The sequence below is a fragment of the Cloacibacillus porcorum genome, from assembly GCF_001701045.1.
Taxonomy (GTDB): Bacteria; Synergistota; Synergistia; order Synergistales; family Synergistaceae; genus Cloacibacillus; species Cloacibacillus porcorum.
Map to the genome: position 1 here is coordinate 1,819,410 of NZ_CP016757.1, position 14,176 is coordinate 1,833,585.

Annotated in this window: 8 protein-coding genes and 2 tRNA genes; 2 read left to right on the forward strand and 8 right to left on the reverse strand. The window is 51.5% G+C overall.

All coding sequences use genetic code 11. The annotated features are described in order from the left end of the window. Window positions 1-50: 50 nt before the first annotated feature. From BED41_RS08130 to BED41_RS08165, 8 genes are all read right to left on the reverse strand, one after another. Entirely contained in the window at window positions 51-971 is a 921-nt protein-coding gene (locus BED41_RS08130) for a DMT family transporter (protein WP_066744733.1), read from the reverse strand. A 72-nt stretch (window positions 972-1,043) separates the two neighbouring features. Continuing rightward, window positions 1,044-3,236: an Eco57I restriction-modification methylase domain-containing protein gene (locus tag BED41_RS08135; protein WP_066744735.1), complete on the reverse strand. Its 2,193-nt coding sequence runs from the start codon at window positions 3,234-3,236 to the stop codon at window positions 1,044-1,046. A 334-nt stretch (window positions 3,237-3,570) separates the two neighbouring features. Continuing rightward, window positions 3,571-4,434 carry a hypothetical protein gene (locus tag BED41_RS08140; RefSeq protein WP_066744737.1) on the reverse strand — a complete coding sequence of 288 codons (864 nt, stop codon included), beginning with the start codon at window positions 4,432-4,434 and terminating at the stop codon, window positions 3,571-3,573. Between the two features lie 690 nt (window positions 4,435-5,124). Continuing rightward, window positions 5,125-6,780, reverse strand: coding sequence for an IS66 family transposase (gene tnpC, locus BED41_RS08145; protein ID WP_066744738.1), 1,656 nt, complete (start codon window positions 6,778-6,780; stop codon window positions 5,125-5,127). Between the two features lie 70 nt (window positions 6,781-6,850). Then, entirely contained in the window at window positions 6,851-7,204 is a 354-nt protein-coding gene (gene tnpB / locus BED41_RS08150) for an IS66 family insertion sequence element accessory protein TnpB (protein WP_066744741.1), read from the reverse strand. A 255-nt stretch (window positions 7,205-7,459) separates the two neighbouring features. Beyond that, window positions 7,460-7,534: transfer RNA gene (locus BED41_RS08155), tRNA-Ala, on the reverse strand. 24 nt (window positions 7,535-7,558) lie between these two features. Next, a tRNA-Gly gene (locus BED41_RS08160) sits at window positions 7,559-7,634 on the reverse strand. Window positions 7,635-7,776: 142 nt separating this feature from the next. Beyond that, window positions 7,777-8,994 (reverse strand): CynX/NimT family MFS transporter, encoded by a 1,218-nt coding sequence (locus BED41_RS08165; RefSeq protein WP_066744743.1) that lies wholly within the window; start codon window positions 8,992-8,994, stop codon window positions 7,777-7,779. Window positions 8,995-9,648: 654 nt separating this feature from the next. On the opposite strand from BED41_RS08165, the gene mprF reads away from it, so the two are divergent. Beyond that, window positions 9,649-12,171 (forward strand): bifunctional lysylphosphatidylglycerol flippase/synthetase MprF, encoded by a 2,523-nt coding sequence (gene mprF, locus BED41_RS08170; RefSeq protein ID WP_066744745.1) that lies wholly within the window; start codon window positions 9,649-9,651, stop codon window positions 12,169-12,171. Between the two features lie 344 nt (window positions 12,172-12,515). Beyond that, entirely contained in the window at window positions 12,516-14,174 is a 1,659-nt protein-coding gene (locus tag BED41_RS08175) for an Rqc2 family fibronectin-binding protein (RefSeq protein ID WP_066744748.1), read from the forward strand. The last annotated feature ends 2 nt before the right edge of the window (window positions 14,175-14,176 follow it).

The following is a 14,176-nucleotide window of genomic DNA, read 5'->3' on the forward strand; positions in this document are numbered from 1 at the left end:
ACTGGAAGATTATACCATGAGAATCAATTTAGGAAAGAGGCATTTTTATTTTAAGCGCCCGGTTCCATGTCCATTCCAGATTTTACCTCCTGTATCTGCGCAATGAGGGTCGCGAGGAAGAGCACCGCACAGCCGATCATTTCACGCTCGGAGAGGCGTTCACCGAGGACCAGATAACCGAAGATAGCGGCGAAGAGCGCCTCTGCGCTGAGTATGATACAGGTCGTCACTGGGCTTACATCCCTCTGCGCCGCCATCTGGAGCGTGTAGGAGATTCCGGTGCAGAAGAGCCCCGCATAGAATATCGGCAGCCATGAGGCCAGCAGCGGCGCTAACTTGGGAGCCTCAAAGAGGAGCATCGCTGCGGCGGAGAAGAGAGCCACCGTCCCGAACTGCACCGTCGAGAGCTTGACCGTATCGTAATACTTCGCAAAGCGGTCGCATATCATTATGTGGGCCGCCCAGAAAAGAGCGCTGGCAAGGATGAGGGCGTCCCCCATCTCGATCCGAAAATCTTCCTTGATCGAGAGCAGATAGAGCCCTACGGTGCTGAATATAATGGCAAAGGTCGTCAGCTTGGAGGGAATTTTTTTCATGAAGAGGCCGTAAACGGGAACGATCACGATATACATCGCCGTAATAAAGGCGGCCTTGCCGGCCGTCGTATAGAGCAGCCCTATCTGCTGCAGGCCGGAGGCGATAAAAAGCGCGCTTCCGCAGAGGACGCCGCTCCGGAAACAGCCGCGCCAGTCCGATATGACGGCGGGGTTTCCGCCTGCCCCTGCGCCTCTGCGCCGGTCCATAAGCAGGGCTAAGGGGACCAGGAAGAGGAGCGCGACCACATATCTCGCCGTGCAAAAGGTGAACGGCCCGATAAACTCCATTCCCAGTATCTGGGCGACAAAGGAGGTGCCCCAAATCAACGAGGCCGTTGAAAGCATCATTACAGAGAACATGCGGCGGTTATTCATCTATATCTCCAACCAGATAAAATTTCATCGCCGCCGTTACAGGCGGCATGCGGGAGCATTATACATCATCCGTCAGTTATTTTCGACGATATTTATCTCGGCTGGCGTCAGTCCGTAGAGCCTGTAGACGGCCCTGTTCAGCTCCTTCTCCGTCTGAAGCGTCTCGCCGTCCGGGCGGCCGTACTTTGCAGGCGGGTTAAGCGCGTATATGCGCGAAAGCTTTTCGCCGTAGGCGGTTATTTCCGCCCGAAGACGGCGCTGGGAGGCGTTTGCGGGGTTCATCCCTCTGACCGGCAGCTCCGCAAGCGTCGAAGGACGCAGTTCAAAGTAATCATTCATGAGCGGGGCCGATACGGAGCGGAAGATAAAGCTCATCAGCCTTGAATTGAGCAGTGCCAGGAGAAAGCAGTCGCCGCTGTCGATGATACAACACTTATCGTTCGCGTACGCGCCGCCCTCGTCCAGAACGGCGGAAATGCCGCGGCATATCACCGGCAGAAGTATCTTTTGTCTTTGAAATACATCATAATAACGGCAGGGGCGCAGCTCCCACCAATAGTCGCCGCGGTCGCGCCGCTTCGACGCCTTGGCCTCATATCTGGCGAGGTGCGAGGCCAGCCGTGGGTGATTCTGCGCGAACCACAGATATCCGTCGGAGAGCTCGCGCCTCCTGTCGGTGTAGCCTTTGGGCATGAAAATGAGATATTTCTTCACTGGCGGCAGATAGTAGCGTTTTATATCGCGGCCGGAATAAAAGGGGACGATAAGTTCCGCCGAGGCCGGTTCCTCCGCTGATATCGCCTCCGCCGTTTCGGGGCTTATGACAAAAGCCTCGTTCAGCCCCGTGAGGATTCCCCTGTATATTTTATTATCGGTGCAGCATGAAAGAGGGACTCCCCTTTCGCGTATGCCAGCCACCAGCGCCGCGATCCCACTTTCCGGGAAGCTCCACGAAGCGGAGGAAAATTTACACTCCGACAAAGGGCGCGCGCACTCCTCAGCGTACTCCGGCAGGGGCGTGTCCTTCGGTCTTGCGGAGGCGTTGATGAACTTCACGCCGCTGCTCTCCGGCTCCTTCAGCACCGATACGACGGAGAGCGGCATGACGGTGCCCTTTAACAGCGGCACCTTGCCCAGGTCGGCGATGACGGCTGGATTGTGGTACTGAAAGAAATCGCGCAGCCCAGCGCCGTAGTCGGATTTCATCCATTTATTGGAGATCAAAAACACCGCGCTGCCGCGTGAAGAGAGCATCGAAACCGCCTTTTCCACATAATAACAGTAAATATCGGCGTTGAAGCGCGACGAGGAATAACCGGAAAGCAGCTCCTTTATGGAAGAGAACTGTTCGCTGCGCAAGTGCGGCGGATTAGTTAGTATCAGGTCAAATTTTACGTCTGTGAATATATTGTCAACTAAAATACTGCCCCAAACAAAACGATCATCTTCTATTTCAGCCTGTGGGAATTTTAGTTTCAGCTCTGTTTTCAGGATGTCGAGGGCCGCGGCGCTGCAATCCGTTACGAAAAGGGAATTCTCAATGAATTCGCGTATGAACCGCTCCTCCGTACGTGGCTGGCTCTCGCTGAAATATTTACCCAGCCCAAGGCGCACGGCGGCGATCTTTTTGATGAAGGCCCCGACAAGCTCGCCGCCGGCGGCCGCTATGTCGCAGAACCGCATCGAGGCGAGCGCGGCGTCAAGCTTCTTTGCGTCACGCGCGAATACCGTATCGTCAAAGAGAATGCAGCTGTCGGAGAAATAACCGTCAAGCGCGGCGGGAGCAAGGCCGCAGCTCTTATGGAGAAAATTTTTGATCCCCTCCGTAGAGAGATAATCCAAGATATCATCAGGAATGACGATGCCGCGCACCGCCGTAGACTCAATAAAAAGCGAAAGATAACCCTCGCCCCTCGCGGAGGTTATCGCGGCAAATACTGCGTCCGCGCCGTCGCTCTCCATGTGCTTCATGAGAAATTTGACGCACTTCTTCTCCGAAGCCGCCAACTGCGTCCCCGGGGCGAGCTTTATCTGGAGGATATCTATTCTGCCCTGTCCCTCCGGAGGCGTGTGACGTCCCAACAGCCGATATGAAGAGATGGTGTTTTTCAGCTCCTGCGGTATATGAATGCCGGAGCGTATCCACCTTTCCGTGGTATTTATACTTGCAAATAGAGGTTTGATGCCGATGATGAACCTTTCGGAATCAAATTCCTCTTTCGATAAAGACCGTTGAATGACAGATGAATTGCCGCCGCCCAGCATCGTACCCCTCCTCCAGCAGTTCTCCACTTTAGTATAATGCATAAAAGAATATAAAAACAGGGTAGTGAGCGGGCGAATATCCCATATGAAGGCACTTGGATCAAGGGCAATATCTTAGCATAGCCTTTATACAAACGATTGCCTGTTTAATATTTTTCACGCATCTTACGGCGATGCCGGTGATATTTTTCTTGTCAATAACCAGAGAAAAAGTCATCCCAAATGGTCAAAGATAATGTCACTATTCCTTTAAACTATGGTATTATTACCAATAATTACATTAGCACAAAAACAGCTCCACAATGGAGCTGTTTTTATGCAATTAAACTAAAAATTAGTTTGTTATTAGCTTTTCTGCTGATTCACGGACTGATTCAGTAACATCGTTGCCATCCCTCATAACAGTGAGTACTTTACATGCGCGAGTTGACTCAATACGCTGGTCGATTTTCGTCTTTTCGCTGTTAAGATAACGCACTGTGTAATTGCCGTCCACATCTACTCCTTCATAAACACCGTAAAACTTATTCATCCCATGTGATACAACGGCTAAATCACCAACATGCGCCTCTATAGTTTTATCGTACTCAACAACATCGCCATAAAATACATTATATTGTTCAAGTCCACGTGTCCTTAACGTGCATAGCTTTCTCAATCCGTCATCTGAATCCAACATAAAACTAGAAAACTTGATGTCGGAATCACCTGGGATAAATTCCGTAACGAGTTGGTATGTGGTATCTGGATCGTAAGACTCCGCTTCAAAAAGATTCGGTACTTTTTTCCACTGAAATTCTTTTGTTATATATTTTATAGTTCTAGGCAAAAAATTTTCTATTGTTTTTTTTATATAGTTATGTGTCTCTTCATTAAGGGAATCTTTCGACGAGGAAGTCAGGGTAATCTTGTTAACTTCCGCGATAACCCGCATGTTTTTTATTTCCCAAACACAGACGTCTAAAGAAATTGGCGTATAAAAATTATTACCGTTATGCGGCGATACTTCAACTGCCAAACCATTAACGCGTAGCGCTGCGCTACCATTCGAATCCTGCGGATTGACGATCATGTACAATGAGTTATCTGCTCCCCTTTTCACCGTTTTTTTGCTGATAAATATTTTATTGGCATTTCTGGCTTTGTTATTTCTACACGCCCGACCTGTTTTGATTGATACCGTAAATGTTGTTGTCATAATGAATATCTCCTCTTCTTATTCAATTTATAGTACGTAAACTTTTGAAACTTACTCAGCACGGTGCTTGAAAGCTATATAGCGCGTTTCCCATATTCTTCTAACGTTTTCTGTTTAAAGAAGTGCTCAATGATATTCGCCTCCTCGTGTGCCTTCTTTAGATCATCGATTAGCGGGGTGCAACAATTGTATTTGTGTGCACCATCTGCTTTGCCATCAACGCGACATTTCACATCGCACATAGACGGTGAAACCCGTGAAGTTTAATATCAAGATCGGTAATGTCACGTATCCTGCACGTGTTGTAACATAAATTTGATGGTTGAAGCCTATTTCCGTTTTCGTTGGGTAAAACAAATTGTGTGACAAGCGCCTTCTGAATTTTTTGCACCCATTTCTAGAGTTCTATGACGACGGCAGGTTAGATAGGAATAATCCTATATCTCTTACTTTTTAACATTTCACCCCTGGCGGTAACTAAATAATTATCGAAATCAAAATCTTCAATTTTAGGTACGCATAGTACCGCCTCCTTAAACCTGCGCCAATTGTCACAAGAATAATTATACGCATCCTCTAATTGGCGAAATCTTCCGACTTGCCCAATATGTCTAAGATTGATATAACCTCCTAGTCTTTGTAAGCGTCAAATATACCGTACCTACGCCAATAATCAGATCTATTATATTATCATTCAGCAGAGTCGTTGACTCCGGCATCAGAGGCATGGTCACAGGATTCGTCGTTGTCGCCGGCCGTTGAATCAGTCTGCTCTTTCAATTTACAGTGACATGGAAGTTCTTTGCTCCAGGGCAGGATGGTATGGTATCGCTCCGGTGCCGTGTTGGGCATGTTTTCAAGGATGTATTTGAGGTATTCGTATGGTTTGAGGTGGTTCTCTTTTGCCGTCTCTATTATTGAGTAGATTACCGCGCTGGTTTCCGCTCCTTTGGGGGAGCAGGAAAAGAGCCAGTTTTTTCTGCCTATGACGAATGGTTTTATGCTTCGTTCCGCCATGTTGTTGGAGATTTCTAATCTGCCGTCAAGGTAGAAGGTCTCAAGTAACGGCCTCTGTTCAAGGGCATAGTGCAGAGCCCTTCCGAGTGCCGATTTGGGGAGGGCGGGGGTGTTCGAGACCCACGCGAAGAAGGCGTCCGTTACCGCCTTGCTTTGTTCAAGTCTTTTGACACGGCGCTCTTCCGGCGTCAGTTTTGCATAGTCACGTTCAAGAGAGAAGAGTCTGTCACAGTATTCAAGTCCTTTCTGTGAGGCGCAGGTTGGTTGTTCTTCTTGTGGAACCGCCTGTATCCCTTCGTGAAATTTTCTTCTCACATGGGCCCAGCAGCCACAGCGGCGAATTTCTGCACCGAGTCTGCCATATCCCGCATAGCCGTCTGTGTGCAGACAGCCTCTGAAGCCGTTGAGGAATTTTATGGGGTGTGAGCTTGAACGGGTCTCCTGGTATTGAAATAAGACGACGGGGTAAGCGGAGTATTTTCCGGTACGGTACAGCCACATGTAGGATTTGGTACGTGAAGCCCTTCCGGGTTCACGCAGTACCTGTATCTCTGTTTCATCCGCATGGAGTATCTCTTCTTCCAGAAGTTTACGGCGCATTTCATTGTATAGCGGGTACAGCCACTCTTTCCCTGCACGCAGAAGCCAGTTCGCCATCGTCTGTCTGCTAAGTTTTATTCCCTCTTTCATGAACGAGAGTTCCTGGCGGTATAACGGCACTCCCTGCATGTATTTCTGCGTCATGATGTGTGCTATAGACGACGCGGAGGCGGCACTTCCCTTTATCACCGGAGCAGGAACATCCGCCTTTTTTATCGGAACATGCGTGTTTTCTCTCTCGCATCGGCGGCAGCCGTATATTCCCTGGGCATGGACCACGACCTTTACGCTGGCCGGGATGATCTCTATCTCGCGTCTTTCATCATATCCTATAAGATGCATTTTGCCGCCGCATTCCGGACAGGACCGCTCTTCTTCCGAAAGGGTGTATTCCAATCTCTCCGTGGGGAGATCCTCAAAATCATCCTCCGGCTTTGATCCGCCTTTACGGCTTCTTCTTGTATATGTTATCTCACAAACCGTGGGCTCCGGCTTTTTGACGTCCGACTCATTTTCCGCCTCGTCAAAAAGAAGAAGCTGACGGGAATCCGCTTCGCTCTTCTCGCTTGAACTCGCATACTGCCTGTGACGGCTCAGCCTCAGGCACTCTTCATAATAAGCGACCTTCTTCTCCAGCTTCTGTCGTTCAAGCTCAAGACCGGAATTCTTTTCCTCAAGCTCCGCATATTTATTCTTCAACTCTTCCAGTTCACGTATAAGCTCTTCCATAAGATTATGATACAGGAAAATACGCCTTAATTACAGTAATACTAACATCTTGCTATTTTCGACTATTACCTTACGCCGTCACCTCGGGGAAAACCTCGTCCATACTGAGTCTGCGGCGCAGCTTAGTGCCTGAAAACAGACAGGAAAATTCATCCTTAGTGATAACCATCCTCTTCACACTCCCCTCCGCAGGCCACGGGAAAGTACCGCGTTCAAGCCTCTTCTGATACAGCCAGAAACCGTCGCCGTCCCACTCGATGATCTTCACCCTGTTACGGCTCTTATTACAAAAGATAAACATAGACGTACCGCTGAAATCACAGGCAAGCCTGAAATTTACGATGGCAGCCAGACCGTCGACACCCTTACGCATATCCGTAGCGCCGCAGACAATATATATATCTTTATTACCGCTCTCGATCATAAAACTGCTCCCTTCGGTGCTGATTGATGAAAGGAGTTTACGAGCTTTTGGGCTTAATTTATAGGTACGGGGGTTTTGACGCTTACACGCTTACGCTGAAAACAACTATCGAAAAAGAGAAAAACCGAAAAAATATTTTGAAAAAGTAGGAGGTGGAAAAACTAGATTGGTTGACGACTGGTTGACGGAGTTTTAGAAAAACAAAAGGCCCTTCGGCGAAGTGCCAAAGAGCCTTGGTATCACTTAAGAAATTAATGGTGGAGCTGAGGCGATTTGAACGCCCGACCCCTTCCGTGCGAGGGAAGTGCTCTCCCGCTGAGCTACAGCCCCATCAAAGTTTGCGGGTTAAATAATTGGAGCGGAAAACGGGACTCGAACCCGCGACCTACGGCTTGGAAGGCCATCGCTCTACCAACTGAGCTATTTCCGCTTGCAACGCGAGATATATTAGCACCGCATCCCCAAACTGTCAAGAAAAAATATCACCGGCACAGCCATGAAACATATGTTAAAAGGCAGGGCACGTTGGAGATATATGTAAAATGGCGGCGATCGATCCAATCATTTTGAGATCAGATTTCCGGATTTACCGACGGCGCTGGTTCCGTGGCAAAAGAAATCGTGCGCTGCCGCCCCGCAAAGATGCCGGATAAAAACAGCACAACGGTCATAGCGAGCAAGAAGATAATGGGCATAGTCCACGATGCCGTCCTGTCATAGAGGGTGCCCAGGAGAGCCGGACTGACGGCAGCCAAAGCGTAACCGAAGGACTGTGAGATCCCGGACAGCGCCGCCGTCTGCGCAGCGCTGCTTGTGCGCAGTCCCATCAGGCACATAGAGAGGCTCAGGCACGCCCCGGTGCAGAAGCCGCATAGCAGCACGCCCAGCAGAAGTGCGAAATACGAATCTTCCAGCAAAAAGAGAAAAAGGCCGGCGGCGTAAATGCCCGAGATCACACCTGCCAGAAGTCTCTGCCCCTTCATCCTGCCGGCCAACATAGGTATGGCAAAGGACGCGGGGATACCGATCCATTGGTATACCGACGCAAAATATCCCGCGGTATCCGGAGATACGCCTTTTGATTGGAGAATCGCCGGCAGCCACGCCACAAAGCTGTAAAAGAGCAGTGACTGTACCCCCATGTAAATTGCCACATTCCACGCAATGGGCGATTTGAACATAGAGCTGAACCTGACGGGAGCCTGCGTGGACGAAGAAACCACGCGGTAGCCCCACAGGTGGAGCCAGAGCAGAATGGCGGCTATAGCCAAAATCAGCCAAACGGCCAGCGCGCCGCGCCATCCGAAGGGGTTGCCGCTTGCGATGGGAATGCTGACGCCGGATGACAGCCCGGCGGAAAGGGCGATGCTGGTGGTATAAACGCCGGTCAGAACGCCAACTTTAGAGGGGAACGCAGATTTGACGATGCTGGGCAGCAGCACATTGCCAAAGGCGATGCCGATTCCGATAACGGCGGTACCGCAAAAAAAGGCGGGAGTCCCGCCAGCGGACCGCAGGGCGATGCCTGCCGCCAAAATCAACAGGCTGACCGTCAGGGTTTTCCCAGTACCAAACCGTATGGCCAGCTTTCCCGCGAACGGGGAGACTACGGCGAAGGCAATCAGGGGGACGGTCGTGATCAGTCCGGAGATCGAACCGGAGAGGTGCAAATCGTTCATAATATAAGATATCAGAGATCCTACTCCCGTAATCGGGGAACGCAGATTGCATGCGAGCAGGATAATGCCGGCGATCAGTAGTTTATCCTTATTTTTAAAAACAAAAGACATCGGAAAGCACCCTCTCATTAGTATGATTTTTATAGATGTACACATCTACTCCAACGGCACAAAGTCTTCCTCCGCTTTCCGCACTGCGCCGGTCATTTTTGCCGAGGCTATTCCACGAGGAAATCAGACAGATTCCCGTTGGGTTTATTGTCCATGAACAGTGAGCGTCATGCTGCTGCCCGTTAAGGAGTTTTTGGACAGCCGCTCCGCCGGCGCAGAGAATTCAAGCTGCGGAGTTTTTGCAGAATACAGTTAGCTTTGGTCAACCGCTTTATATTATACCATAGCAGCGTTTTTAACAAGTTACGCTTTGCTTTCATCGGAAACACGCCGCTTTCACCAACATATTTTAGGCTGTAACGTTATGCTGTTATAAGAATCAGGGAGCTCTTCAAAAGAATCATCAGCGGGGTGCCGTCGCTTGCCGTACCTCTTTGATATACGCGACAGACATCTTCGCACAGATTTCCATCTTTTTCTTCATCGGGCATTCGTTAAAAGGTAAAAAATAAAGGATATTTAGCTGCAGCGTAACACCTTTCCGCCTTTTTATATTAAAATTAAGCACTATCCGCCGTGTATTTTTTATTTTTTGTTATGTACACTATAGGTGAGATAAAGTTATTTTCTTATAATGAGAAACGAGGTCAAGCAATGAAGAAAACGTTAGAAAAGGTCAAAAAGTTATTACCCTTTATCGGGATCATGCTCTTTGCCTTTGCCATATATACTCTGCATAAAGAACTTGCGCATATGTCCTTCCGTGATCTGCGGAAGGCCTTTGCCCTGATACCGATTTCGGGGGTGTTTTTCGGATTATTGGTCGCGGCGGTGAATTATGTAATTCTCTCCTTTAACGACATGTATTCTGCTCATGAGATAGGCGTAAGGCTCCCCTACCCCAAGGTTGGCGTGATCTCCTTTGTAAGCAATGCCATCGGCTTCAACCTTGGAGCCTCCGCCATCTCCGGCGGGGCGGTCAGATATCGTCTCTTTTCCACTCTTGGACTGGACGGCGGGCAGGTGGGGCATATCGTGGCGCTCAACCAGATATCGCTCTTCTTTGGCCCCTGTCTGGTCGCCGCACCGGCCTTTTTCTTCGCCCCGGACACGATCTTTGCGCACTTTGGATGGCCGCAGTATGTCCGCTATCTCATCGCCCTCTGCTGCGCCCTGGCTCCGGCCCTCGCCCTTTGCGCTGGCGCGGCCGCCGCGCACGGACATGTTTTTGCCGTCAAGGGGATAAAGATTTCTCTGCCGCGTCCGCGCGCGCTGCTTTTCAAGTTTATGATAGGTTTTCTTGACGTTACTACGGCATCCCTTGTGCTCTACTCCGTGCTGCCAGATCACAGCGCGCCGCTTCTTATTTTCGTCTCGGCCTTTGTCGTTTCTATGATGGCCGGAACGCTGAGCCAGGTACCGGGAGGTCTGGGGGTATTCGACGTTACGCTGATAATGCTGCTTTCGCCGTTTTACCGTCACGCCGATATGCTGAGCGCAATCCTCCTCTATAGGTTTATCTATTATATAATCCCATTTGTCTGCGCGACGGTGATACTCTTTGCGGTCGAATTGAGCGGAAGGCTCTCCCGCTACTTCGGCAGACTGGAGGCTTTTCTTCCCGACGCCGCCGCAGTATGGACCTTCATGGCCGGCATCTGGCTGCTTCTCTCCACCGCCGCGCCGATCTTCAGCGGCGGCTGGAGCAGGCTGGGGGCCCTGCTGCCCCTGCCTCTGTTTGAGGCCTCGCACTTTATCAAGAGCGTGGCCGGCACCTTCCTCCTCTTCCTGGCCTGGGGGCTCGCAAAGCGGCTCAAATCGGCGTGGACGGTGACTCTGCTGACTCTCTCCGTGTCGCTGATATTTTCGCTGCCAAACGATATCACTCCCTTCCGGGATTCATTTTTCCTGCTGCTGCTGATCGTGCTTCTCTTTTCACGGCGCAGCTTTTACCGGCTCTCCTTTTTCTCCGCACCTGACTTGAAATGGAGCATGGCAATCCTCGCCGCTGTCGGAGCCGTCATTTGGTGGGGATTTTTTGCCTATCGCCACGTCGAGTATGCGAATGACCTCTGGTGGACCTTCGCCTTTGATTCAGCAGCCCCCCGTTTTCTGCGCGCCGCCGCAGGAATGTCCTTCGCCGCGCTGCTGATATTCCTCTTGCTCTGGCTGCGGCCGTCGCGTCCAGCCATCGCGCAGCCCTCTGCCGCCGAAGTAAAGGCGCTTGTCGCCGGTTCCTACGCGTCGGACGCCGCCCTGGCGCTGCTTGGAGATAAAAAGTTTTTTATGTCGCAGGACAGGAAATCCGCGGTCATCTATTCTCCCGCAGGCTCTTTCTGGATCTCTATGGGAGATCCCATCGGCAAAAAGGAGGGCATGGCCGAGCTTATCTGGGACTTCTGTGAAGAGGCGGACCGCCGCGGCGCAAACGCCGCCTTTTACGAGGCTGGCAGTGAATGGCTTGAAGTTTACCGCGACGCCGGACTTAACGCCGCGCCGATCGGCGAAGACGCCCGCGTGGATATCTCCACGATCACCAGCTCGCTGGACGGGGCGCGGTGGAGAAAGATCCGCAGCATAAAAAAGCATATGGAGGGCGAGGAGCTCACCTACAGCCTTATCAACGGCGATAAGCGTGATAAGATGCTGCCGAAGCTGCGTGGAATATCAGATGAATGGCTCAGAAAGGTATACGGCACGGAAAAGGGCTTCTCTCTCGGTTTCTTTGATGAGGACTATCTGAAAAATTTCCCGATAGCAGTTGCTTTGAAGGAAGGGGAACCGCTTGCCTTCTGCAGCCTGTGGCTTGGCGGCGGCGACGAATTTTCCGTAGATTTGATGAGATATACCGACGGCGCCCCGCGTGACATTATGAGTTGGCTCTTTATTGAGACGATGATCTGGGGCTGCGGTCATGGCTATAAATATTTCCGCCTCGGCATGGCCCCTCTCTCAAACCTTGACCCGCAGAATTCTCTCTGGGAGCGCATGGGCAACTTTATCTACCAGCACGGGGAACATTTCTACAATTTTAAGGGGCTGAGGCAGTATAAGGAAAAATTCCAGCCTGAGTGGCAGCCGCGCTACATAGTCTATAAAGACAGGGCGGCCCTGCCGCTGCTTGCCTCACAGCTGGTAAGGCTGATATCAAAGAAACACGCCGCCGGCGGCAGATAAGATAACGTGGCCGCTGCCTCCCTTTACTGTGTGGCAAACGTATCAATAAACGCCGATTTGGCTTTGTTAGGGAAAAAGATAAATCGTAATTTATCGTTTTCCCTACCCGAAGGAAATCGGCGTTTAGAAGTGCGAATAACGAAATGATTGGGGGTTTGGTAAGCGGAGGCGCACTAAAGTGCGGTGAGCATTACCAAGCCCCCAGTCATGAAGTTAGTCGTGCTTATAAACGCCGATTTATCGTATTAATGCGTTTGCCATACACCGCGATGCGGAGTGCGGTGCGCGGCGTCGAATAATTGAGTATAATAATTAGATATGACTGACCGCATGGAGGAATTGATTTGTCGTTCGGACCGGAACTGATATGGATTTGGAGCAGGGAACTTGGCGTCTGCCGCGGCAGGCGTGTGCAGCGGGTGGACGGCGGTAACAATTCCGTTGTGATCTCATTCGGCGCGTCGGAGCTGCTTTTGTCGTGGGGAGCACAGAATTGCGGCGTGGTTTTGATCTCGCAGAAGGAGCGAAAGTCGCTCCTCTCCTCCGTAACGCAGACGCCACCGATAACGAACGCGCTGCGCAGCCACCTGACAGGAGCCGAACTTACCGCCGTCGAACAGCTGCGCCGCGACCGCATATTAAAATTTACCTTTCAGAAAACAGTTGGCGCGGGCTTCATCGCCAAGCGTTGTCTTATAATTGAGATAATGGAACGTTTTAGTAATATTCTTCTCACTGATGAGGAAGAAAATATTATCGAGACCGCCAAACACATTCATCCCGCGGACAACAGTTTCCGCACAGTCCTGCCGGGGCTCCCCTACCATCTGCCGCCGGCCTTCGAGGGGGTTGCGCTTGAAGATTGGCTTGCCGCGCCGGACGAAGCGTCCATTCAGAGGATCGCCGGGTTTGGGAAGCCGCTGCTTAAGGCCCTCTCCGAAGCCGGAGCAGAAAGGGCCGTCGGCTTATTGGGCCGTTTTTATAACGACGGCGACATCTCTCATTTCATTCCACAAAAGCTGGGCCGGTATGTCACCTCTCTGCCGGAGTTGCTGCCTGAGGCTGTGCCGCTCGGCGAAGCCTGCACCGGCAGGCTGATCGCGCTTGCTCCTCTGCGCGACGTCGCCTTTGAGGCGCGCCGCAGGCGTGCCGTCCAGCTCATTGAGAAAGAGATCATACGCAGGGAACGCCAACAGGCGGATATAGAGGCGCTGCTCTCCGACAGCCGCGCGGAGCTTTACCGCCGGTATGGAGAGCTGATCGTCGTGAATCTCTGGCAGATACGGCATAACGCCTCCGAGGTCGAGCTTAAGGGATATGACGGCGAGGAGATCGTCCAAAAGGTACCGCTTGACCCGAGGCTCTCTCCCTCGCAGAACGCGGCGCGCTATTTTGCGAAATACAAGAAGATAACGGCGGCGCAGGAGCGCGCGGCGGCGCTGCTGACTTCCGTCAGAGATGAGCTTGACGATCATCGCGAAGCGCTTGCTCTCGCCGGTTCCATCGGCGATACGGAATCTCTTTCGATGCTGGAAGAGGAGCTTGGACTTGCCAAGACGCCGGTTCAGAGGCGCGGAGGCAGGAAGAGGGAGCCGCAGCTGCCGCCGCACCGGCGCTTTGAGTTCGAGAGGGCCATTATCTTCGCCGGCCTCTCCTCAAAGGGTAACCGATATGTCACCTTCAAGCTGGCTCTATCCGATGACCTCTGGTTCCACGCGCAGGGGGTGCCGGGCTCTCATGTCATTTTGAGAACGCTCACGGCGCTCTCCGAGGAGGAACTTACGGAGCTCAAAGATTTCTGCGCTTCGCTCGCGGTGTATTACAGCAAAGCGCGCGAAGCGCCGCGTCAGCGTGTTGACTATACGCGGCGGAGATATGTCAGCCCAATCCGCGGCGGGGAGGCCAACGTCACTTATAAGGAATTTTCCACGCTGACGGCGTCTCCCGACAGCTGGCAGCGCTTTTTGGAAGGCCGCCAAACCGACGGCCAGGCAAAGCTATAGGG

Coding starts and splice junctions, on each gene's coding strand:
- tnpC (WP_066744738.1), bottom strand. CDS start 6,780: ATGGAAGAGCTTATACGTGAACTGGAAGAGTTGAAGAATAAATATGCG.
- BED41_RS08165 (WP_066744743.1), bottom strand. CDS start 8,994: ATGTCTTTTGTTTTTAAAAATAAGGATAAACTACTGATCGCCGGCATT.
- BED41_RS08135 (WP_066744735.1), bottom strand. CDS start 3,236: ATGCTGGGCGGCGGCAATTCATCTGTCATTCAACGGTCTTTATCGAAA.
- mprF (WP_066744745.1), top strand. CDS start 9,649: ATGAAGAAAACGTTAGAAAAGGTCAAAAAGTTATTACCCTTTATCGGG.
- BED41_RS08140 (WP_066744737.1), bottom strand. CDS start 4,434: ATGACAACAACATTTACGGTATCAATCAAAACAGGTCGGGCGTGTAGA.
- tnpB (WP_066744741.1), bottom strand. CDS start 7,204: ATGATCGAGAGCGGTAATAAAGATATATATATTGTCTGCGGCGCTACG.
- BED41_RS08130 (WP_066744733.1), bottom strand. CDS start 971: ATGAATAACCGCCGCATGTTCTCTGTAATGATGCTTTCAACGGCCTCG.